The organism is Ruegeria sp. P10 (assembly GCF_056534925.1).
On sequence record NZ_JBQERJ010000005.1, the window covers coordinates 284655 to 305003 of the forward strand.

The 20349-nt window shown below is 58.2% G+C and carries 19 protein-coding genes; 7 read left to right on the forward strand and 12 right to left on the reverse strand.

Translation table 11 applies throughout. The features are described 5' to 3' along the window. Positions 1-3 precede the first annotated feature (3 nt). The 7 genes from addA to regB form a co-directional block, all read right to left on the reverse strand. On the reverse strand, positions 4-3360 hold the full coding sequence (gene addA / locus ACR0FB_RS11050; protein ID WP_480620633.1) for a double-strand break repair helicase AddA: 3357 nt from the start codon (positions 3358-3360) through the stop codon (positions 4-6). Next, positions 3357-6281, reverse strand: coding sequence for a double-strand break repair protein AddB (gene addB / locus ACR0FB_RS11055; RefSeq protein WP_480620635.1), 2925 nt, complete (start codon positions 6279-6281; stop codon positions 3357-3359). Before addB ends, addA begins: the two co-directional genes overlap by 4 nt. Further along, positions 6274-6960 carry a nucleotidyltransferase family protein gene (locus tag ACR0FB_RS11060; RefSeq protein WP_171723988.1) on the reverse strand — a complete coding sequence of 229 codons (687 nt, stop codon included), beginning with the start codon at positions 6958-6960 and terminating at the stop codon, positions 6274-6276. Before ACR0FB_RS11060 ends, addB begins: the two co-directional genes overlap by 8 nt. Beyond that, positions 6957-7961 (reverse strand): aminoglycoside phosphotransferase family protein, encoded by a 1005-nt coding sequence (locus ACR0FB_RS11065; protein WP_480620637.1) that lies wholly within the window; start codon positions 7959-7961, stop codon positions 6957-6959. The genes ACR0FB_RS11060 and ACR0FB_RS11065 overlap by 4 nt, the downstream gene beginning before the upstream one ends. Next, positions 7958-8431 carry a tRNA (adenosine(37)-N6)-threonylcarbamoyltransferase complex ATPase subunit type 1 TsaE gene (gene tsaE, locus ACR0FB_RS11070; RefSeq protein WP_480620638.1) on the reverse strand — a complete coding sequence of 158 codons (474 nt, stop codon included), beginning with the start codon at positions 8429-8431 and terminating at the stop codon, positions 7958-7960. Before tsaE ends, ACR0FB_RS11065 begins: the two co-directional genes overlap by 4 nt. Positions 8432-8472: 41 nt before the next feature. After that, positions 8473-9981 (reverse strand): PAS-domain containing protein, encoded by a 1509-nt coding sequence (locus ACR0FB_RS11075; protein ID WP_480620640.1) that lies wholly within the window; start codon positions 9979-9981, stop codon positions 8473-8475. 66 nt (positions 9982-10047) lie between these two features. After that, on the reverse strand, positions 10048-11445 hold the full coding sequence (gene regB, locus ACR0FB_RS11080) for a sensor histidine kinase RegB (RefSeq protein ID WP_171635312.1): 1398 nt from the start codon (positions 11443-11445) through the stop codon (positions 10048-10050). A 90-nt stretch (positions 11446-11535) separates the two neighbouring features. On the opposite strand from regB, the gene ACR0FB_RS11085 reads away from it, so the two are divergent. The 3 genes from ACR0FB_RS11085 (at position 11536) to ACR0FB_RS11095 (ending at position 13270) form a co-directional block, all read left to right on the forward strand. Further along, positions 11536-12162, forward strand: a complete 627-nt coding sequence (locus tag ACR0FB_RS11085) for an SCO family protein (RefSeq protein ID WP_480491641.1) — start codon at positions 11536-11538, stop codon at positions 12160-12162. A gap of 80 nt (positions 12163-12242) precedes the next feature. Next, positions 12243-12797, forward strand: a complete 555-nt coding sequence (locus ACR0FB_RS11090; RefSeq protein WP_152459641.1) for an ActR/PrrA/RegA family redox response regulator transcription factor — start codon at positions 12243-12245, stop codon at positions 12795-12797. Positions 12798-12898: 101 nt separating this feature from the next. Beyond that, positions 12899-13270 carry a VOC family protein gene (locus ACR0FB_RS11095; protein ID WP_171635307.1) on the forward strand — a complete coding sequence of 124 codons (372 nt, stop codon included), beginning with the start codon at positions 12899-12901 and terminating at the stop codon, positions 13268-13270. 78 nt (positions 13271-13348) lie between these two features. Here ACR0FB_RS11095 and ACR0FB_RS11100 read toward each other — a convergent pair whose 3' ends face one another. Both ACR0FB_RS11100 and ACR0FB_RS11105 read right to left on the reverse strand, forming a co-directional pair. Then, the gene (locus ACR0FB_RS11100) at positions 13349-14062 is read right to left on the reverse strand and encodes an SGNH/GDSL hydrolase family protein (RefSeq protein ID WP_480620642.1); all 714 of its coding nucleotides are present in this window, start codon (positions 14060-14062) and stop codon (positions 13349-13351) included. A gap of 51 nt (positions 14063-14113) precedes the next feature. Next, positions 14114-14707 (reverse strand): HD domain-containing protein, encoded by a 594-nt coding sequence (locus ACR0FB_RS11105; RefSeq protein WP_171635303.1) that lies wholly within the window; start codon positions 14705-14707, stop codon positions 14114-14116. A 206-nt stretch (positions 14708-14913) separates the two neighbouring features. On the opposite strand from ACR0FB_RS11105, the gene ACR0FB_RS11110 reads away from it, so the two are divergent. The 4 genes from ACR0FB_RS11110 (at position 14914) to ACR0FB_RS11125 (ending at position 17965) form a co-directional block, all read left to right on the forward strand. Continuing rightward, a complete protein-coding gene (locus ACR0FB_RS11110) occupies positions 14914-15228 on the forward strand; it encodes a hypothetical protein (protein WP_171635301.1) in 315 nt (104 codons plus the stop codon). A 103-nt stretch (positions 15229-15331) separates the two neighbouring features. Further along, positions 15332-16720: an adenosylhomocysteinase gene (gene ahcY, locus ACR0FB_RS11115; protein WP_171116646.1), complete on the forward strand. Its 1389-nt coding sequence runs from the start codon at positions 15332-15334 to the stop codon at positions 16718-16720. A gap of 13 nt (positions 16721-16733) precedes the next feature. Then, positions 16734-17483 carry an extensin-like domain-containing protein gene (locus tag ACR0FB_RS11120; RefSeq protein ID WP_480620644.1) on the forward strand — a complete coding sequence of 250 codons (750 nt, stop codon included), beginning with the start codon at positions 16734-16736 and terminating at the stop codon, positions 17481-17483. A 140-nt stretch (positions 17484-17623) separates the two neighbouring features. Then, on the forward strand, positions 17624-17965 hold the full coding sequence (locus tag ACR0FB_RS11125; RefSeq protein WP_171171577.1) for a DUF2853 family protein: 342 nt from the start codon (positions 17624-17626) through the stop codon (positions 17963-17965). A gap of 217 nt (positions 17966-18182) precedes the next feature. On the opposite strand, the gene ACR0FB_RS11130 is transcribed toward ACR0FB_RS11125, so the two are convergent. The 3 genes from ACR0FB_RS11130 to ACR0FB_RS11140 all read right to left on the reverse strand — a co-directional run bounded on the left by ACR0FB_RS11130 (position 18183) and on the right by ACR0FB_RS11140 (position 20349). Next, positions 18183-19496 (reverse strand): hypothetical protein, encoded by a 1314-nt coding sequence (locus ACR0FB_RS11130; protein WP_480620646.1) that lies wholly within the window; start codon positions 19494-19496, stop codon positions 18183-18185. 161 nt (positions 19497-19657) lie between these two features. Continuing rightward, entirely contained in the window at positions 19658-20080 is a 423-nt protein-coding gene (locus tag ACR0FB_RS11135) for an EVE domain-containing protein (RefSeq protein WP_171723979.1), read from the reverse strand. Next, positions 20080-20349: a YciI family protein gene (locus tag ACR0FB_RS11140; protein ID WP_171116638.1), complete on the reverse strand. Its 270-nt coding sequence runs from the start codon at positions 20347-20349 to the stop codon at positions 20080-20082. The genes ACR0FB_RS11135 and ACR0FB_RS11140 overlap by 1 nt, the downstream gene beginning before the upstream one ends.

Below are 20349 nucleotides of genomic sequence, written 5' to 3' on the forward strand. Positions count from 1 at the left end.
AGGTCAAGATATCCGGGTGCGGGCCAAAGCATCTGTCACAAGATCGTGTGGCAACCACATCAGGCGCGCCGTGCGGGTCCACAGAATGGCGGTACGAATGCTGCGATCCGGATAGATCTGCGCCAGCGCCTGCGCGTATGCCCCCATCTGTCGCAACAGGCCTTCGGGGCAGTCTTCCGCGCGGTCTGGAACGGTGGCATTTGATTTGAAATCAATCACATGCACTTCCGATTCTGATAGGATCAGACGATCAACAAACCCATGCATCCGCTGCCCGTTCAGAGCGGCTGTAATGGGCACTTCGGCCAACGTGTCAGGCGCGAAGACGGGCTGCAAACCTTCCGCTGTCAGCACAGTTACGGCTTCGCTCAATATCTCTTGCTGGTCCGTTTCGTGCATATCGGGCAGCAACCGCGCGCAAAGCTCTGGCCAAAGGTCTTTCTCGGCGACGGGAAGGTGTTCCAGCAACAGGTGCAGGCGGGTTCCGCGCAGTTTGGCCGCATCTTCATCCAGGCCGGCATCGCCGGGCAACGCTTTAGGGCCACCCAGATCCGAAGGGCTGAGCGTGACGGCAGGCGCAACCGGATCCGGTGCCGGATGTTGGAACATGTCCGGCAATTCGACCTGCTGAACGACAGTGTTCGGTTGATCGATCAAGGGCAGCGCGTCCCAATCCCCGTGGGACAGACGGCGGATATCGGTACCCGGCACCTGAGCGGCCCCGGCCCGATCCATCGCCGCCTCGACCATCTGATACCAGCTGTTGCCGTCTTTCCCCAAATCACCTGCCGCCGCCACGATCAGCCACTTTTCCGCTCGTGTCAGAGCCACATATAGCAGCCGAAGCCGTTCGTTTTCCTCACGGCTGCGCGCCTCTTCCCGCGCCTGCGAGATCAGGTTTGGTGATGCGTCCGCCGACACTTTCCACAAGGGTGTTCCGCCGGCCAGCATGATCTCTGCGTCACGCGGAGGCTGGCGCTTGCCGGTATCCGGCAGGATGACGATCGGCGCCTCCAACCCTTTTGAACCATGAACGGTCATCACCCGGATTCTGTTGCCGACGCCGCTCATCTGTCGTTTGATCTCCAGATCGTCGGTCTGCATCCAGACCAGAAATCCCGTTAGGCTGGGGATATCCGTTCGCTCATAGGCCAGCGCCTGCGACAACAGCGCGTTGATACCGTCTTCGGCTTCCGCCCCCAACCGCCCCAACAGCTTGCGCCGTCCGTCATGGCGGGTCAGGATACGTTCGATCAGATCATAGGGGCGCAGAAAGTCGATCTGGCTGCGCAGATCATTCAGCACAGACAGTGTTTCCGGAAACTCTTCCGCGCGGTTGCGCAGTGCGGCCCAAAGGAACTGTTCCTTCCGACGGTGCGCCAGATCGAAAAGCTGCTGTTCGGACCATCCGAACAAGGGGGACTTGAGAACCGTCGCCAGAGACAGGCTGTCTTCGGGCGTGGCCAGAAAGCTGAGCAGGGCCGCAAGATCCTTGACCGCCAGTTCAGCGCCCACTTTCAGCCGATCTGCTCCGGCGATGGGCAGGTGCAGCGCCTTGCAGGCACGGATGATCTCGGCAAACAGGTCCGAGCGGCGTTGCACGAGGATCAGAAAATCCCCCGGCTGCACTTTTCGACGAACGAATCGGCCGGATTTGCCATCTTCCGGGATCGTCTCGTCCCGTTCGATCATGTCTTTGATCGACTGTGCAACTTTCTCGGCCAGAATGACGGTGTGATGCCGTGCGCCCGGACGATCGACCGGATCGGTCCAATCCCCGTCTTCGGCATCCGCAACTTTTTCGACAACGGGCCAAAGATCAACACGACCCGGCAGATCGGCCTTGAAAGCACGGTGCTGACTGTCCTTGTGAAACCCCGCATCAGAGCGGTTATCAAACAGGATATCGACCACGGTCAGGATCGCGCTGGAGGATCGGAACGAGTATTCCAACGTCGAATCCCACAGTTTAGAGCCTGATTCAGCCAGTTTCCGGCCAAACTCTTCCTGCATTCTGTCAAAGGCCTGTGGATCGGCGCCCTGAAAGGAATAGATCGATTGTTTCTTGTCGCCGACGACGAAGATCGTGCGCTCGACCCCGGATCGGGCCCCTTCCCCGCTGGTGAATTCCTGTGCCAGTTTCTCGATCACGTCCCATTGATCGGGGCTGGTGTCCTGCGCTTCGTCCACAAGAATATGATCGATGCCACCGTCCAGTCGGTACAGCACCCATTCGGCCACTGCCGGATCGTTCAACACCTGCCGCGCGCGCAGGATCAGGTCGTCGAAATCCAGCCAGCCGCGCAATTGCTTGCGCCGTTCATATTCCGGCAGGAAGGCTGCGGCAAAGCGGTGCAGAACCGCGGTTTTCTGCGCCGCGACCAGCGCCAGACGCTGTTCTCGTGCGGCTTCGATCCGCAGCATGAAGGCCTCGAGCTGCGGCATCCGGTCGGCCAACACACCTTCGCGCAGGGGTTTGGTGGGAAAAGCGTTGAGTTTGGCCGTGAAGGGTTCCTTTGCGCCCTTCCCTGTCAGAAACACGCTTTCCAACATGGGTAGATGTATCAATCTGGCTTCGTTGAATGCGGCCAGTTTTGCAGCGGCCTTGGCATTGTTGCCTCCGCTTTCGGTCAAAGCGGGCAGTATGGACTGGATGAGTTCGACTTCGCCACCAAGAAAAACCCGGGCAAGCAGCGCTGTTTCGTCAAAACCGGCGGGCAGACCGAAGCGTTGCAGCAGATCGGACCATTCGAGCGGCTGCGCAAAAAGACTGCGTTTTTGCGTGATCGCAGCGGTCAGTTTATCAAACCCCGTGTCCGTGACGAACCGGGCCACATCTTCAATCAACCCGGCCTGCGGGCCCGCGGCGAAATCCTCGACAATTTCCTCTTGCAGCAAGGCTGCTGCGCGGTCTTCCATTTCGGTGAACTGCGGGCTAACGCCAGCCTCCAGCGGAAAGCGTCGCAACAATGACGCGCAGAACGAGTGGATGGTCTGGATTTTCAGACCACCCGGCGTTTCGATGGCGCGGGCAAACAGGGTGCGTGCTTGCGCCAACCGGTCCGAGCCGATTTCGCCGGGTACACCAAGGTCGGTCAGCTCCACCAACAAGGGGGTATCATCCAGCATGGCCCATTTGCCAAGGCGCTTGAACAACCTGTTCTGCATCTCGCTGGCGGCGGCCTTGGTGTAGGTCAGGCACAGAATGTGCTGAGGCTGGACCCCGCCCAGCAGCAGACGCGCCACACGGTCGGTCAGAACCCGGGTTTTGCCGGACCCGGCGTTGGCCGCCAGCCAGGTCGAGGCATCGGGGCGCGCGGCCTGTACCTGCCGTTCGGTTGCGTCGTTGCGCGGGCTCATGTCAGATCCTCGGGGTATGTTTCCGATGTCCGGTCCCATTCGCCGAACCGCGCCAGGTGATCATAATCACCCATATCCGTATCCTTGTGCAGCATGCGCCGGGACGAAAACCCCTGATCAGGCTCTAAATAGGCGGAAATCAACTCTTTCAGTTCGGCAAGAACCTTGTCGGTCGGTTCTTTCGCCAGGGGCGCCGCAACCTCCTTATAGCTGCCACCCATACCGATGAAGATGGCTTCGGCCACGCTTGTCGGGTCAAGGCCCTCAATCCCGCCCTGCTCGGCCATGGCCGCCTCGATCAGCAACTGCTTGTCAAATTTGGATTGCTGGCTTTCCGTCGGTGGTGCGCCGGTTTTATAGTCGATGATGCGCAACGCGCCCCGGCTGTTGCAATCGATTCTGTCCGCGCGCCCGACAATGGTGAAATCCAGGGGGCGCAGCGCCAGTTTCATCACCGCCTCAAACGCCACGGGGCCACTATCCTTCCGGCGCGCGAGCTCTGCCCCGAGGAAATCATCCGCGATCCGCTCAAGCCGGGCCAACCACAGTTTACGGGCCGTCGGCCAGGCAACGTGTTGATCCAACAGAGCATGCGCCCGTTTCAGGAAATTGTCCCGCGTCAGCAAAGCGCTGTCGAGGACGCTGTCCTTGATGAAACGCTCGAGGATTTCGTGAATCACAATGCCTCTCAGCAAGGCATCGGGGGCCTGTACAAGCGGATCTAGCGGTTTCAGCCGAAGCACATGTTTGGCGTATATCGCGTATGGATCGCGGATCAGCCTCTTTATCTCGGTCACAGACAGACGGCGCGGACGTGCGGCGGCCGGTGGGCGCGGAGAAGGACGCGGTGCGGGGTCGATCGGCGGCGCATCTTCCAGTGCCTCGGACCAGTTCAACCATTTTTCGCCGTGAGCGCGCATTTTGGCCAGAGCTTCGGGGCCACCCTGACCCGGCAAACCCTGCAAAAGGTTGGTCAGTCGGTTCAGCCAGCGCGACGGAACCGTCTCGGCATCATCCGAGCGGATCGCGCGGGACAACCATACTTCGGGTGCGCCGATGGCCTGCTGGAAGTCATGCGCAGACAGGCCGATCCGGCGTTCGGGCAGCAACAAGCCGGCTTTGTCACGCATCTGCCGGTTCAGCCAGGGATCGGGTGTTGGCGCCTCTGGCCAGCTTCCTTCATTCAACCCGCCAAGGATCAGCAGGTCGGCGCCCTGCACCCGTGCCTCGAGCGTGCCCCAGATCATGATGTGCGGATGCGGCGCATCCCGGTCACGAACCTCTTCACCCGCAAGCAGAGCACCCAGCAGATCGGCAAAGTCATGGGCCGTCATCAGGCCGCCATGCTGCGCCTCTGCACTGAGAGAACTCAGCACCTCCAGCGCCTTTTGGCCTGCGTTTTTGTCCCACAGAGTACCTGTTTCACCCGTGCTGCCGGCCGAGATCGCCTCGGCCAGTGTCATCAAACGCTCCACCCAGTCTGCGAGGTGTAGTTCACTGGTGATCTGCTGGTCGCAGAAATGCTGCACGACCCATTTCACCCAGCTTTCCTGGGCCTCTTTACGCACCGCAAAAGCCGCAAGGCTTGCACTGTCAGGAAAGGGCGGGCCGTGACGGCGCAGGTCAAGTTCCAGGTCACGCGTGTGTAACAAATGAATTCCGCGGTCACCGCCGTCATGACATAGCGGATGCTTCAAAAGGGTCAGCAGCGCCTCGCCTTCCAGACGGCGTGTGAACAGGTTGGCCACATGGCGCAGAAAACGTCCCGGCGGGGAAAGTTGTAGCGGCAGGCCCGCACTGTCGTCCGGCACGATGTTCCACCGATCCAGCGCGGCGCTGACCTGGCGTGTCAACATGCGATCCGGCGTGATCAGAGCGGCGGTCTGTTCTGTTTCCGCCGCTTGCCGCAGGCGCAGGGCGATGGCCAATGCCTCGGCGCGAGGCGATTGAGCCTCGACCAGCGTCAGGCCGTCGGTTGCGCCTTTTATATCGGACAGTCCGGGGCCTTCGGTCATCCAGGCGTCAGTGACGGGCGCCGGACGTAAAGATAGTGATATCAAGCGGTTACGCGAGGTTGAGGGGGCCGATAAGTCCGTCCATGGGGTGATCTGACCCGGTGCAAGTTCCAGCGCGCGCATCAACTTGCGGAAACGGTATTGTGGGTGATCTTCAGACGTCAACGCATCATCCAACCCCTGCCAAATGTGATCCGGCTGGTCGAAATCAAATCCGGGCAGCACCAATGCCCCTTGCGGCAGGCGCGCGATGGCTTCCATCAACATCAGGGTGGTGCCACGGGACCCGGTAGAGCCCGCCAGAATGACCGGGTGTTGCGGGGGGGCAATCTGCCATCGCGTGATCAGGTTTTCGACCACGCGGCGCTGGCGGGCCTGTGCATCCATCGTCTGCCTGCCGGTGTCGATGAATTTATCCGCGATGCCGATAAAGGCTTGTGCCCGCGACCAGTGTCCGGACATGTCGCTGACGTCCAGCTGCCGGATCGCTTCGGGCGATACGCCTTCGCCCTGCATTTCGTCAATCAGCGCGGCCAGACTGTCGGACAGGTCAAAGATCGATGACCGGGCGGCAAGGTCCGGCTGTTGCTCCAGCAGTTTGGACACAAGCTGAGTCAACTCAAGACGCCGCCGCAGAGGCGGGATAGCAGGCGGGATCCGCGCCAGATCAACCCTTTCACCCAAGTCCGTCACCAACGAGAGACGGGGCAGAAGGCAAGGTGGCCCCTGATTGAACAGATCGCGGACGCGCCGTTCCATGCGTCGTGTGTTCAGCACCAACTCTACCCGCGCCAAAGCGTCGGGCGGGCCCGAACAGCGCTGCCGCAGGCCATCGACCAATGCCTTGGGGAAATCCGTGCCGGGAGGCACGGCAAATACACGGGGTAAGGTGCCGGATTCAAACATCAGCCAGCAAACCCTCGGCCAGCGCGATGCCTTCCGGACGACCTACATCGCACCAGCGTCCCGGGTATTCGACCGCAAAAAGCCGACCTTGATCAAGCATCTGGTTCCAGAGCAGGTTGAGTGAAAACGCAGTTTGCGAGAACGAATGCAAACCCTGGGCCCTGAGGATCTGGGCCCCGCCGTAAACCAGACCAGGACCGCGCGTGATCCGTCCATCTTTTCCAGCGGTGAAATCACCCGATCCAATATGACCAACGGTTCGCGCAACTGGAACACACATCAGCAGCGCATCCATACGACCCGGGTCCCAGGCGTGCTGCAACAGGGTCAAAGGGTTTGGTCCGGACCAGATCGCGTCCGTGTTCAACGTGAATACGGGGTCGGTGCCCAGCATCGGCAAAGCTGCCCGCAATCCGCCACCTGTTTCCAGAATTTCAGGGTCTTCCCGAGACAGCAGAACGCCCTTGGGGCCGAGATGCGCCGCGAGTTGATCAGCGTGATAATGCAGGTTGGCAACGGTACGGACGGGATCAAGATCTTCGACAAGACCCAGCGCATGATCAATCAGTGGTCGCCCCGCCACTTCGATCAATGGCTTGGGCCGGTCTTTGGTCAGCGCGCCCATACGGGTGCCGAACCCAGCTGCGAACAGCATTACGGCAAATGGCGATCCGGTCATTGCGTTCTCAACTTGGCCAGGTTTTCCGGTGTGGGTCTGGGCAAAGCTTCGTGCAGCAGGGACGCCACCGAAACCAGGGCAGGGTGATCCAGATCGCGCATCAGATGTGCCCAGACGGCCGGGATCATGTCCACATAGTGAGGCTTGCCATATTCCGTCGCCAGACGTGCGAAGACGCCAAGGATACGCAGGTTTCTCTGGGCCCCCAAAACACTGTAGGCCGTGCGGAATTCATGGTCGTCCATACCTGACGCGGAGATATAGTGGTTGATCATCTGCATTTCGATCCCGGCCGAGACATCTCGGCGTACATCCTGTAGCAGAGACACCAGATCGTAGGCCGGGTGCCCCAGCATGGCCAACTGAAAGTCCAGCAACCCGACGCGCTTCACGCCTTCGCGCTGCGGCAGCCACAACAGGTTTTCTGCGTGATAATCCCTGAGAATGACCACTTTCGAACCGGATGTTTCACGATGCAGGATATCCGCGAACCGGTGCTCGAACCGGGACAGGGCGTCTTCATCACATATTCCCAGGATACCGGCCGCATACTTGGTGAAAGCCAATGCCGCCAGTTCCGTCATCAGGGACGGATCATAAGACGGCAAGGCAAGAGAAGGCGCCCGATGCAGGTGGAGCAGCACGTCGGTGGCGGCGCGGTACAATTCGCGCTCTTTGCCCGGGTCTTTTTTCAGGACGCGCGCAAAAAGGTCATCACCCAGATCTTCCAGCAACAGAAAACCGTACTGGGCATCTTCGGCGTAGATTTCCGGCGCGCTCAGACCAACCGATCGGAGGTATTCGGCGACCCGCACAAAGGGTTCAACATTATCACTTTTTTCAGGTGGCGCGTCCATCAAAACCGCAGTGCGCCCGTCGGTTGGATCAATCAGCCGTTCGTATCGGCGGTTCGAGGCATCGCCTGCCAGTGGCGTACGTGTTGCTCCGGCCCAGGGTGTTTGTGCAATCAGGGCCTCGGCCAGGACCGTCCTGTTGGTCATGCAGTTCTCTCCAGTTTTTCCGCCCATTTCGGAGCAGTCCAAGACAGGGTCACACAGCGGAAATCGATATTGTTAGGGTCTGTTTCAAAGGTCAACGTCAACGCACCTTGGGGCGCCGACGGGCCCAGCTTGTCCGGCCATTCCACAAGGCAGATTGCGGTATCGAAAGCGTCCGTCAGGCCCAGTTCGTCAACTTCTTCGGCCGCGCTCAGACGATACAGGTCGCAATGCCATATTTCCCCTGATGGCGTGTCGTAAGCCTGGACCAAAGTGAAAGTTGGCGAGGGCACATCTTCGGGTTCTGCCATCAATGACTGAATGAGGTTGCGCGCGAAATGCGTCTTGCCGCTGCCGATCGGGCCCTCCAGCAGAACAACATCGCCCGGGCGCAGTGATGTTCCCAGTTGGCGTGCGAAAACTGCGGTTTCTTCGGGCGATTTGAAAGTCAGAGATCGGGCGGTCTGTGTCATGCCGCCACAATGGCCTTGCGCCTGACCGGCTGCAACCCGGTTCAGGCGCTGATCTGTTCCATCGCGGTGGATTTCGAGGGAAACTCGGATTGCGTAAACCGCACGATTGTCGCGCCGTTATGAACCGGTGTGACGGTGCAATCCACGGTTATGCCGGTTCTCATCTGGATTTCAGCTGTCCATTCGGCGCGGTTTTCCCGCATTTCGACAAAATCCCGCACCTCACCCAAAACCGGCGTCGCAATACAAAGGTCTTGCCAGCGTCGCGTGACATCGGTGACCGTTTCGCTTTGGAACCCGACCTCGTGCGCGTCTCCCCACAGCTTTTGATACGCATAGTTGGTGAAGGCCAGCGTACCGTCATCTGCAAAGACGGCAATCGCGTCCGCCAGTTTGTCCAGGATGGACTGCATCAGATCCATTTCTGATCGAAAGCGCCGCGTCAGGGTGATTTCGGCTGTGATATCCTCGAATAGAAACGCCACTGCGCCGTCCGGGTGAGGGCGGCCGCTGACGGAATAGACCGATCCGGATGGCAGCGACCACGTCTCGTGGTAGTTTCCATCTTCAGCCGCTTCGAGAAGGTCGTTCATCTGACGCCGCCAGCTGCGGTAATTCTTCGGTTCGGGCATCATGTGTTGATCCCGCAAGCGGTCGAAGAAACTGCTCAGGCTGGGGCGGCAACTGAGGAAATCGGGCGGCAACGTGGTCAGATCGATCAGGGCCGGGTTGAACAGGGCCAGTTGCCGATTGCGGTCAAAAATGGCGAGACCAATGGACAATTGGGCAAAGGTCTTGGTCATGGTCTGCACGAATTTGCGCTGGGCGGTTTCCGCCTCGACAATCGCGTTGACGTCAACGGCATAGCATAGATGACCGTTCTCGTGTTCGATCCGAGTCAAATCGAACCAAAGCTTGCGATCAGTATCTGCAACATCCACCGACACGCGGGTTTTTCCGGTAGGTCTTGTGGCATCCTCCGGGCTTTCAAAAAGCGGCGCAGTCAGATCGGCGTCCTGATCACGCGCCTTTTGAACAAGTGCGACATAGGCGGCATTGCACCATTGCACCCGATTGTCGTTATCCGCCAACCATACAGGGTAAGGGGCCAGATCCATTGCCAGACGAGTCGGTTCGCCTAGGGTAACCGATCCGGCCGAGGAGGTCCTGGCGCATTCGCAAAGTCGAACGCGGACGATACCGTCGATCCACTCACACACGACTTCTCGTTCAATCGTGCAGTCAATGGCCGATACCAAGATTTTGCCCTGATCGCGCACTTTGTCGGAAGTTTCGGGAAAGGTGGGGAAATCCCTTTGCAACAAGCGCCGCAGGTCCAGCCAGCTTTCAATATGCTCAAACCCGGCCAGTGCGAAATCAGAATGGCTGATCAGTTGGTTGCCATCGAAAAGGAATACGGCATCAAACAGCGAGGTGTTCGAAAACAAACCAAAAGCCTTGTCGCGCTGAGCCCGGCGTGGCAACAGCCACAGAACGGCGAAACAGCACGAAACAAGACTGATCGCGGCCAGAATAATCCAATCGGCCATCAAATTCCCCAAGCCTGAACGATACAAGGACAGACTATGCGTGGGATTGGTTAACGGTCTCTTAATTCACACCTGGATGCGCGTGTTGGATCCCGACGGGACCGGGGTGTCACCCTTCTGTGCATCGATCAGTTTGCGTGGCCAGGTCACCTTGACGATTGCCCCGCGCCGTTCAGGATTGTCGGTCAGATGCTGGTAGGGGTCCGAACCATTGGCGAATTCCAGTTCGGCGCCGCTGCGTTCCAGCAGGGTTTTGGCGATGAACAATCCCAGGCCCATCCCTTCGTATTCCGGGCGTGCTCTCTGATCGGATTCTGCCCGTCTTCGGCGCATAAACGGATCCCCGATGCGTCCGATCATGTGGGGCGGATATCCCCGCCCGTCATCCATGATGCTGACGGTGATCCTGCTGTCGGTCCATTCGGCCTCGACCCAGACATTTGCGCGGGCGAAATCCACGGCATTCTGAATCAGGTTGCGCAAACCGTGAATGATCTCGGGTTTGCGCAGGATCGAGGGCTGCTGAACATCCCCGTCTTGCGCGGGGCCTTCAGAGAAATGAACCTCTTTGCCGCGACCGACATGTGGTTCGGCCGCTTCGTTCACCACTGTCGAAAGCGGTGCCTGCCGCAGGTGCAGATCATCTTTGCCCGCCCGCCCCATGTCGCGCAGAATGTCACGGCAACGGTCTGCCTGCTCGCGGATCAAAGCGGCGTCATCTTTCAGGTCCGGACGGTCGTCCAGTTCTTCGATCAGTTCCGCGCTGGTCAGTTTTATCGTCGCCAGAGGCGTGCCTAGTTCATGCGCGGCAGCGGCGACGACGCCGCCCAGATCGGTCAGCTTCTGTTCGCGCGCCAGCGCCATATGCGTGGCGGCCAGCGCTTCGGACATGGATTGGACTTCGGAACTGACGCGGTGGGAATAGGCGCCGATGAAGACGATGGCGATGATGATCGCGGCCCAGTTTCCAAACAGAAGGATATCGGGGATATCCAGAACAAGCCCCAGACTTGTCCGCAACGGAAGGTGAAATTCCGCCAGCACAGTTGTCAGAACGATTGCGACGGCGCCGACAATCAGGGTTGATCGTGTGCTCATGACATTGGCTGAAATCGTGACCGGGCCCAGCAGAAGCAGCGCAAACGGATTGTTCAGCCCGCCGGTCAAATAGAGCAGAATTGACAATTGCAGCAGGTCGAACAGAACCATCAGGAAGTTTTCAAACTCGGTCAGGCGCTTGTTTTGCGGAAACAGCAAAATGGCGGTCAGGTTGCCCATGACCGAGATTCCGATGGCCAGGTAGCACAGGCCCAGTTCTAGCTGCACGTCATAGTATCGCTGGGCCACCGTGATTGCGGTGAGCTGGCCGATGATGGCCACCCACCGCAAAAGGATCAGGGTTCGCAGGCGAATCCAGCTGCTGCGTTCCTGGCCGCGCCAAAAAGTCTGATTGGATTCTGCCATCGGTCGCTTATGTCCTGTTGCATCGGCTGGTCATCTTGATAGGTGTCCCGGCCGGAACGATCAACAACCCCCTGAGACCGGATAATCGAAATGACCCGCCTTCTCGCAATTCTCGCAACTCTTGTTCTGGCTATCGGACTTGGGGCCATGTGGATTCTGACACGGGGTGGCGGGTCCGATGACAAGTTTGCACAATGTCGGTCCAGCCAGATCGCCGGGGGTGCCGCCGCAATTGGTGGACCATTTGAACTGGTGAACGGTAAAGGCGAGACGGTTACGGACAAAGATGTGATTACCGAACCGACGCTGGTTTACTTCGGATACACGTTCTGCCCGGACGTTTGCCCGTTCGACATGTCCCGCAACGCCGAGGCTGTCGATATTCTGGCTGAACGCGGGCTGTCGGTGACACCTTTGTTCATCTCGATTGACCCGGATCGCGATACGCCCGAAGTCATGGCCGACTATGCTTTCAATCTCGGGGGCAAGACGATCGCCCTGACCGGCTCGCCCGAACAGGTCAAGGCGGCCAGCAAGGCCTACAAGACCTATTACAAAGCGCATGACAAAGGCGACGAATTCTATCTGGTTGACCATTCCACCTTTACGTATCTGGTTACACCCGAAAATGGATTTCTGGAGTTCTTCAAGCGCGAAGACACGGCCGAACAGATGGCGGACAAGGTTGAATGCTTCCTGGAACAGGCCGCGTCGTAACAAGGTTGTTTGACCTTTGTTCCCGCGCTGCTATTACTCATGTTCGAGCCAAAGGCATGAAATAGCGAAAGACCTAACATATGGCAGACACTTCTCAGCTTGACATCGGCCCTGACAAATCCCTGCTTTTGGTTGATGATGACGAGCCGTTTCTGAGACGTTTGGCCAAGGCCATGGAAAAGCGTGGCTTCGAGGTTGAGACAGCAGGATCCGTCGCGGCAGGGCGCGCGATATCCACCGCCCGGCCCCCGGCTTATGCCGTCGTCGATCTGCGGTTGGAGGATGGCAACGGATTGGACGTTGTCGAGGTATTGCGGGAAAAACGCCCCGACAGCCGTGTTGTTGTTCTGACCGGATATGGTGCGATCGCGACCGCCGTCGCGGCAGTCAAGATCGGCGCGACCGACTATTTGTCAAAGCCTGCGGATGCCACCGACATCACGAACGCATTGCTGGCAAAGGGTGACGAGATGCCCCCGCCGCCGGAAAACCCCATGAGCGCGGACCGTGTGCGCTGGGAACATATACAGCGCGTCTATGAGCTGTGTGACCGGAATGTCTCCGAAACCGCGCGACGGTTGAATATGCATCGGCGGACGTTGCAGCGGATACTGGCGAAACGCAGCCCGCGTTAGGTCTGCCGGCCGCTCGATGACGGTTTAGTGACTTGTAACCTTGGACCCTGTCGAGGACTGTTCGGCACATCTGGAATCTTTTGTCAGAACAGGACCACTTTATGATCGGATATGTAACCGTTGGCGTTTCGGACATGGCGCGCGCCAAGGACTTCTATACCAAGCTTTTCGCGGACAAGGGCGCGAAAGTGGTTATAGACGCAGGCCGGATCGCGTTCATCGGCAACAAACCCGACGCGCCGATGCTGGCGGTGTGCGAGCCCTACGACGGCAATGTCTGCGCCGCCGGAAATGGCAACATGGTCGCCTTTGCAGCCGACTCCAAGGATGAGGTCAAGGAACTGTATGACAAGGCAATCAGCCTGGGTGCGGTGGACGAAGGCGAACCTGGTCAACGAGTGCCCGACAGGTTCTATGGTGCCTATGTGCGTGACCCGGATGGCAACAAACTGTGCTTCTACGTCTTTGGCTGAAACAGGGCGAACACAAACCCTGCCTAAGTTTCAGACAGGTCTGCGGGCAGCGGAGCTGACCGTACCCATTCAGTAGCTTCAGGGTGAGCAGGAGATTTCTGCGCAGAGCTGCCGCGCCAGCTGACGATATCCGATTGCGTTGGGATGCAACCCGTCCGATGTCCAGTCGGCGGTTTTTTCGGCGAACCCGTCCGGCGGGGTCAGAAACGTGCAGTTCGCCATATCCTGACAGGCCTGTTGTGCAGCCGAATTGAAGGCCGTTCGAAACGCCTCTTGTTCCGCGGTCCAGTTTGCACCGGTGACGGGCAACACAGCACGCCAGATCAACCTGTCAGCAGGCATGAACAGGGCCTTCAACTGTGCGACATAGCCTGCAATCTTCTCTGGCGGTGTGGCCGTCAGAGCGTCATTGACCCCGATTCCCAGATACCATGTCGGGACATGGGCAATCAGTTCCGGTTTTGCTCTTGCGATCAGGCCCGGGGTGGTGTCGCGGCTGATCCCAAGGTTCAGCGCGTTGGGCAGGACGTTGCTGGTCAACCACCCTTCGATTATGGAATCGCCGATGAAAGCGATCTGAATATCCGGTGAGGCGAGCGCCTGAGAAATCGGCCGCTCGTGCAGCCAGACCATGAGCTTGTAGTGATCGGTTTCCGTGACCGGGACATATGTGCCCGAGATTTTTCTGAGCGCCTTCGAGACACACCCGGTTTCGACCAACGCCGCCGCAAGACCAAAAGTCAGCACGACGTTGACGACAAGCAAAACTCGGGTTCCGGTCTTTGTTTTCATCTTTCTTCCACCAGTTCCCCCGTACCACTCACCGCATTCGGAAAGCGCCTCTCAGATCTGAGCGATCAATTCTGCGTGCCGCGCCGTAAAGGCGTGCCGCACCTCGACCGGGGGGCGCAGCCTGATCTGTAAACCCGCCATGATCCCCCTCTCCGGGCGACCAAAGAATTTCGTGGCTTCGGCCTCGGAAAACCCGGCAATCTGTGTCGCCTCCATCCAGGCGCTGATCTTGTCGGCCTTCTTGATCTGGCGCTTCACCGTTTTCGGCACCTCAGCCGGAAGTCCAAACCGTATATGGATTGCTGCCGCCAGCCGGTCGTCCAACGCGCCATAATCTGGGCCGACGGCGGATTTCACGGGTGAGATCATATCGCCGATCACATATTCGGGCGCGTCATGTAACAGGGCCGCCAAACGCCATTTCATGGGTGTTTTTGGGGCAATACGGCCAAAAATCTCTTCAACCAGCAGGGAATGTTCGGCCACGGAATAAGCGAAATCGCCGTTTGTCTGACCGTTCCAACGAGCGACAAAGGCAAGGCCGTGTGCGATGTCTTCAATCTCGATATCCACCGGTGTCGGGTCCAGCAGGTCCAGCCTGCGACCCGACAGCATCCTTTGCCACGCTCTGGGTTGTGTTGCCATTCTGCCATGCCTTGTGAAGTTGGACACGTTCAATTCGCGTTTTTATGGTATGATGTACCTGTCTGGATCACACGCTGCCAACATTTTCTTGAGCGTTCGTGCTTTGAAACGGCGCGGTATGATCCCGACATTAAAGACTGAGGGGGGTGCATTCTCCTCCCAGTGTGCCCCTCTCGAACTGAAACACGTATCGAAAGGAGCACCCTATGTTCAAACGTTTATTCGCAATCGCACTGACCTTCGGAATGGCCGCCACCGCGCCGCCTGCCTTTGCCCAGAATTGTGCGGCACGGGATCACATCATATCCAGATTGCAGGAGAATTATGCCGAGGAATTGGCCTTTGGCGGCCTGCAAAAAACACGCGGCGCGCAATCGGTGATGGAGGTTTGGACCTCGAAAGAAACGGGAAGTTATACCGTTTTGGTAACCAATGCGAACGGTATCAGCTGTATTGTTGCCGTTGGCACCGATTTTTTTGAAGCGATACCAAAGATCGAAATTGAAGGCACACCAAGCTGATATTGGCCATATCGTTTCCGATCACAGTCTTCAAAGTTGCCACCTGCCCCAAGGAATGCTAGGGGCAGCCGGGACTGTGATTTACCGGAAAATGGAGCACCTGATGGCCGGGGACTATATCGTTAAAGACATTTCATTGGCTGGCTTTGGCCGCAAAGAGCTGGACATAGCCGAAACCGAGATGCCGGGCCTGATGTCCCTGCGCGCGGAATACGGCGACAGCAAGCCGTTGAAAGGGGCGCGTATCGTCGGGTCGTTGCACATGACCATCCAGACGGGCGTTCTGATAGAAACGCTGGTGGCGCTGGGTGCGGATGTGCGCTGGGCGTCGTGCAACATCTTCTCGACCCAGGACCACGCCGCCGCCGCGATTGCCGAGGCGGGTATTCCCGTCTTCGCCGTCAAGGGCCAGACACTGGAAGAGCACTGGGATTATCTGGACAAATCCTTCCTGTTCGAGGAAGGCCCGAACATGATCCTGGATGATGGCGGCGACGCGACGCTGTACATCCTGCTGGGTGCCCGTGCCGAAGCGGGTGAGGACATCATCCCTGTTCCGGGTTCGGAAGAGGAAGAGGTGATCAAGAAGCAGATCGCCAAGCGTATGGCGGCAAGCCCGGGCTGGTTCACAAAGATGCGGGATCAGATCAAGGGTGTTTCCGAGGAAACCACCACTGGTGTGAACCGCCTGTATCAGCTGGTCAAGGAAGGGCATCTGCCGTTCCCGGCGATCAACGTGAATGACAGCGTCACCAAGTCGAAATTCGACAACAAATACGGCTGCAAGGAATCGCTGGTCGACGGTATCCGCCGCGCCACCGACACGATGATGGCCGGCAAGGTTGCAGTGGTCTGCGGTTACGGTGATGTGGGCAAAGGCTCGGCCGCGTCGTTGCGCGGTGCTGGTGCCCGTGTGAAAGTCACCGAAGTCGACCCGATCTGCGCCCTGCAAGCCGCGATGGACGGGTTCGAAGTGACCCTGCTGGAAGACGAAGTTGCCACCGCGGATATCTTCATCACAACCACCGGCAACAAAGACGTGATCCGCATCGAGCATATGCGCGAGATGAAGGACATGGCCATCGTCGGCAACATCGGCCACTTCGACAACGAAATTCAGGTGGCCAGCCTGAAAAACCACAAATGGACCAACATCAAGGAACAGGTGGACATGATCGAGATGCCCTCGGGCAACCGCATCATCCTTTTGTCCGAAGGCCGTCTGCTGAACCTGGGCAATGCCACCGGGCACCCGTCCTTCGTGATGTCGGCCTCGTTCACCAACCAGGTTCTGGCCCAGATCGAGCTGTTCACCAAGGGTGACCAGTACGAGAACAAGGTCTACATCCTGCCCAAGCATCTGGATGAGAAAGTGGCCCGCCTGCATCTGGATCGCATCGGCGTGAAGCTGACGCAGATGGATGCGGATCAGGCCGCGTACATCGGTGTCAAACCGGAAGGTCCGTACAAGCCGGAACACTACCGCTACTGATCGCAGTTTGGGTATGACGCAGAAATCTGGGCGCCGCCGGTATTTGTACCTGGCGGCGTCTTTCTTTTTCAGGCTGGCGGTTGTTGTGATCCTTTTGGGCGGTGGTGTCTGGTGGGTGTTGGCGCATCCCGAAACGCCGATACCGTCACATTGGAACCCGTTGCGTGATCTGAAGGTAACCGCCCCGATCACACCCGTCACCAAGCTCCAACTGAACCGCGCATTGGCGAGCGAAGCACAGTGCCGGGCCGCTCTGGAAGACGCAGGTGTTCGGTTTGAGGCGATGGCGGACCTGGTTGTCGATCAGAATTGCGGCATCGCTGGTCGGGGTCGTCTGACCAAATTGGTGACATCAGGGATCGAGGATGTTGAAACCAGTTGCGCCACGGCTTTGCGCCTGACCATGTGGGAATACCACGTCGTGCAGCCCGCCGCACGCGATCTGCTTGGGTCCAACGTTTCCCGATTGCGCCATATCGGCAGTTACAATTGCCGCCCCATACGCACCGCGCAGGGTGAAAACGGTGGGTGGAGCAGCCATGCCCGCGCGGATTCGATAGATATCGTCGGTGTGGATACCGTTGACGGTCGGACGCTGACCTTGTTGTCAAACTGGCAGGGCTCCGGACCGGAAGGCGCCTTTTTTCGACGGATCTGGCGCGGGGCCTGCGGTTGGTTTCGCGTGGTTCTTGGACCCGATTTCAATCGTTTGCACGCGGATCATTTCCACTTGCAAGGCCCGGGGTGGGGCTATTGCCGCTAGGCTTTTCAGCAAGAAACGTGCAGGCTGCGACCAAGGGGGAGAAATCGCAAATTTTTTTCCTTTTGGAAAAGCCTGCGACGCGGCTAGTCTTTCGATCATCGGTAAAAGGTGCCGGGTAAACGGATCAAGGAGACTAGGATATGGGCAAGCGCGACGAGCTGATCGCCAAATACGCAGAAGACCTGAAAACCAAATGCGGGATGGACCCCGATATGGACCTGCTGACCAAGGTCACCATCGGTTGTGGTCCGGCGATCTATGACGCAGATGCGGCAACTGTCGCGGCCAGCCAGGACTCGGAACTGGAAACCGTCAAGAACAACTTCCTGATCAAAAAGCTGGGTCTGGCAGATGGCCCCGAGCTGATGGAAGGGATCAACAAAGCCATGGAAACCTATGGCATGTCCGAGCGCAACAAGTACCGTGCCGTTGTCTATTATATTTTGACCAAGCATTTCGGAAAAGAATCCGTTTACAGCTGACCCGGTCGATTCTGCCAAGCGCCCGCCGAGATTCTGGCGGGCGTACTTAATTTGAGTTTCAATTTAAAGACTTGGCATTTGAAACCAAGGGTGCGGTTGCGCTAAGTTCAACCTGTGACCAGGACGGTCAGAACCAGATATTTCCATACGCGTGTGGTGAGTAGGGAGCACGCGGGGGTAGGGAAGGTTCTGTATCGTCAGAGCCTTCCCTCGTTTCTTATCTGAGTTCGCCAAGAATACGCGCAATGAAATTGTCGAATGCCGTGGGCCTTGGGTCCGAATTCCTGGATGACGCGCCACCGCTGCCTGCCAAGTAGACTTCTATCCGCCCCGGACGGGTCTTGCTGCCCGAATTCGTGAAGTCCCTCAATATTCCGCCAAGAGCATCAGCTGCCAGCGCCGCGTTTTCAGCGTCGCTTGGATGGTAGAAACGAACCTGTGTTTCTCTGACCCGAAAACCCACGCGGTCTGTTGACACAACCGTCGCGCGGCCCTGTGTAAGCAGTTCCAAAGCCCGGCTGCTGGCGTCTTGTGACACTCTCAAGGGAACAAAAAGCGAGACTTCCAGATCAATGGGGGATTGTGCGGGCGAAAGCGGTTTAACCTCTGCATAAGACGGGGCTGCAGAAAAAGTGATCTCTTGCTGGACAGGGTCCAAAACCATCAAGGACGTCTGCGAAAAGCTGTCTTTGTTCGACCGGTTGGTGTGGCGCCACGGAGGTTCGGCAGAAGCTGGAAACAGGGTTTGAAAATCCGCAGAAGAAGCGGTGGCCAAGATGGGTTCGAGCTGTGGCGGAATGAATATGGCTGGCGGGGACAAAGACACGACCGGTTCCGCTTCTGGGGTTGGGGGTCTTGGTTCCACCCTGTCTTGGTCATCCGCAGCCGAAATGCCTTCGGCAGGAACGGGTGGCGTCACGAGCGCCTCAACCGAGACGCTCTGGTCGAGAGATGCGCCTGTGATCGCACCCTCGGCCTCTTCGATGGTTGCGGGGGTGGAAACGGGCGCGACTTCGGAAGACGCTGAATCGGCGAGGTCCTCGGCTGCTTGTGTGTCTCGTGGGGCCGGTGACTCAGCGATTCTGACGGTGGGCGCTCTGTCTGAAAGCAGCTCCTCGATTTCAGGAAGAGTTTCAGTCGCCGCATCCAGGCTGGCTGGTGGCCTTCCACCGGTGGAGCGCCAAGTTCCGGCAATATGTGTGACCGCCCATTGCAGGATCGCGCCGCAAACCAAGGCGGCCAGAATAATACCTGCTCTGACCAAGGGTTTTTTCCTGGTTTTTGGTTCTTCCAAATGCAGGGAACGGACCCGGTCTGATACGATCTCTTCGATTTTGGTTTCGTCTGGCCGGGGCAGGTGCTCTGTCTCGGAAGGTTTCAGGGTGGGCTTTTCCTGCGCTTCACCCTGCGCCCCGCTGAGCAGTCTGGCACGCTTTTCACGCGCCTCTTTCAGGCGCGCTTCCCAGTTTTTTGAATTCTTCGCAGCAACGGCGTCTTCGAATATCCCATTGCCGCCTTCGTCGTCAGACATGGGTTTTTGCTTTCAAGAAAGACCGATCTTTATTCGAACACCACCCGGCAATTTCGATCGCACAAAACCGCGACCGACATGATCTCACCCGGCAAAGCCCAAGGAAAGATAGCATCTTGCCAGGGGTTTGAGAAGTTCTGCGCCCGGCGCCATTTTCCCGTTCAATCAGGCTGGGTTTCACCCAGCATGCAAATCACCCGCCAGTCATCCTCGGTCACGGGTTGCACCGACAAGCGAGAATTCTTCACCAGCACCATGTTGGCCAGACGCTCGTCCGCCTTGATCTGGTCCAGCGTTACGGGTTTGGAAAAGGGCCGCACGGCTTTGATGTCGACACACTCCCACCGTTCATCATCGGTGGTGCTGTCGGGATGGGCCTCGGCACAGACTTCGACAATGCCAACAACGGACTTGTCCTTTTGCGAATGGTAGAAGAACCCCCGGTCCCCAACTTTCATCTGACGCATGAAATTGCGCGCCTGATAATTGCGCACTCCGTCCCATTCCTCGCCCGCGTCGCCCTTTGCGACTTGCTGATCCCAACTCCAGGTCGACGGTTCTGACTTGAACAACCAATAGGCCATCAACCGATCACCTTTTTCCACGGGATCAGCTCAACCGATTGGAACAATCCTGCCTTTGCGTAAGGGTCGCCGTCGGCCCATGATTGTGCTGCGGCCAGGTCCTCCACATCGAGGATTATCAATGAACCGATCATGGCGTCACCGTTCAGCAACGGTCCGGCCTGTGACACGACGCCGGTTTCTTCGATATAGGCCAGGTGGGCCGAGCGGTTGTCCAATCGGGTTTGCAACGCGTCTGGTTTGTCACGAGCGATGAGGGCGATCAGCAT

Excerpts from the sequence above, each read along its gene's own strand:
- ACR0FB_RS11140 (WP_171116638.1), bottom strand. The coding sequence starts at position 20,349 with ATGCTGATCGCCCTCATCGCTCGTGACAAACCAGACGCGTTGCAAACC.
- ACR0FB_RS11125 (WP_171171577.1), top strand. The coding sequence starts at position 17,624 with ATGGGCAAGCGCGACGAGCTGATCGCCAAATACGCAGAAGACCTGAAA.
- addB (WP_480620635.1), bottom strand. The coding sequence starts at position 6,281 with ATGTTTGAATCCGGCACCTTACCCCGTGTATTTGCCGTGCCTCCCGGC.
- ACR0FB_RS11090 (WP_152459641.1), top strand. The coding sequence starts at position 12,243 with ATGGCAGACACTTCTCAGCTTGACATCGGCCCTGACAAATCCCTGCTT.
- ACR0FB_RS11100 (WP_480620642.1), bottom strand. The coding sequence starts at position 14,062 with ATGAAAACAAAGACCGGAACCCGAGTTTTGCTTGTCGTCAACGTCGTG.
- ACR0FB_RS11120 (WP_480620644.1), top strand. The coding sequence starts at position 16,734 with ATGACGCAGAAATCTGGGCGCCGCCGGTATTTGTACCTGGCGGCGTCT.
- ACR0FB_RS11065 (WP_480620637.1), bottom strand. The coding sequence starts at position 7,961 with ATGACCAACAGGACGGTCCTGGCCGAGGCCCTGATTGCACAAACACCC.
- ACR0FB_RS11130 (WP_480620646.1), bottom strand. The coding sequence starts at position 19,496 with ATGTCTGACGACGAAGGCGGCAATGGGATATTCGAAGACGCCGTTGCT.
- regB (WP_171635312.1), bottom strand. The coding sequence starts at position 11,445 with ATGGCAGAATCCAATCAGACTTTTTGGCGCGGCCAGGAACGCAGCAGC.
- ACR0FB_RS11095 (WP_171635307.1), top strand. The coding sequence starts at position 12,899 with ATGATCGGATATGTAACCGTTGGCGTTTCGGACATGGCGCGCGCCAAG.
- ACR0FB_RS11135 (WP_171723979.1), bottom strand. The coding sequence starts at position 20,080 with ATGGCCTATTGGTTGTTCAAGTCAGAACCGTCGACCTGGAGTTGGGAT.
- ACR0FB_RS11060 (WP_171723988.1), bottom strand. The coding sequence starts at position 6,960 with ATGACCGGATCGCCATTTGCCGTAATGCTGTTCGCAGCTGGGTTCGGC.
- tsaE (WP_480620638.1), bottom strand. The coding sequence starts at position 8,431 with ATGACACAGACCGCCCGATCTCTGACTTTCAAATCGCCCGAAGAAACC.
- ACR0FB_RS11075 (WP_480620640.1), bottom strand. The coding sequence starts at position 9,981 with ATGGCCGATTGGATTATTCTGGCCGCGATCAGTCTTGTTTCGTGCTGT.
- ACR0FB_RS11110 (WP_171635301.1), top strand. The coding sequence starts at position 14,914 with ATGTTCAAACGTTTATTCGCAATCGCACTGACCTTCGGAATGGCCGCC.
- addA (WP_480620633.1), bottom strand. The coding sequence starts at position 3,360 with ATGAGCCCGCGCAACGACGCAACCGAACGGCAGGTACAGGCCGCGCGC.
- ahcY (WP_171116646.1), top strand. The coding sequence starts at position 15,332 with ATGGCCGGGGACTATATCGTTAAAGACATTTCATTGGCTGGCTTTGGC.
- ACR0FB_RS11105 (WP_171635303.1), bottom strand. The coding sequence starts at position 14,707 with ATGGCAACACAACCCAGAGCGTGGCAAAGGATGCTGTCGGGTCGCAGG.
- ACR0FB_RS11085 (WP_480491641.1), top strand. The coding sequence starts at position 11,536 with ATGACCCGCCTTCTCGCAATTCTCGCAACTCTTGTTCTGGCTATCGGA.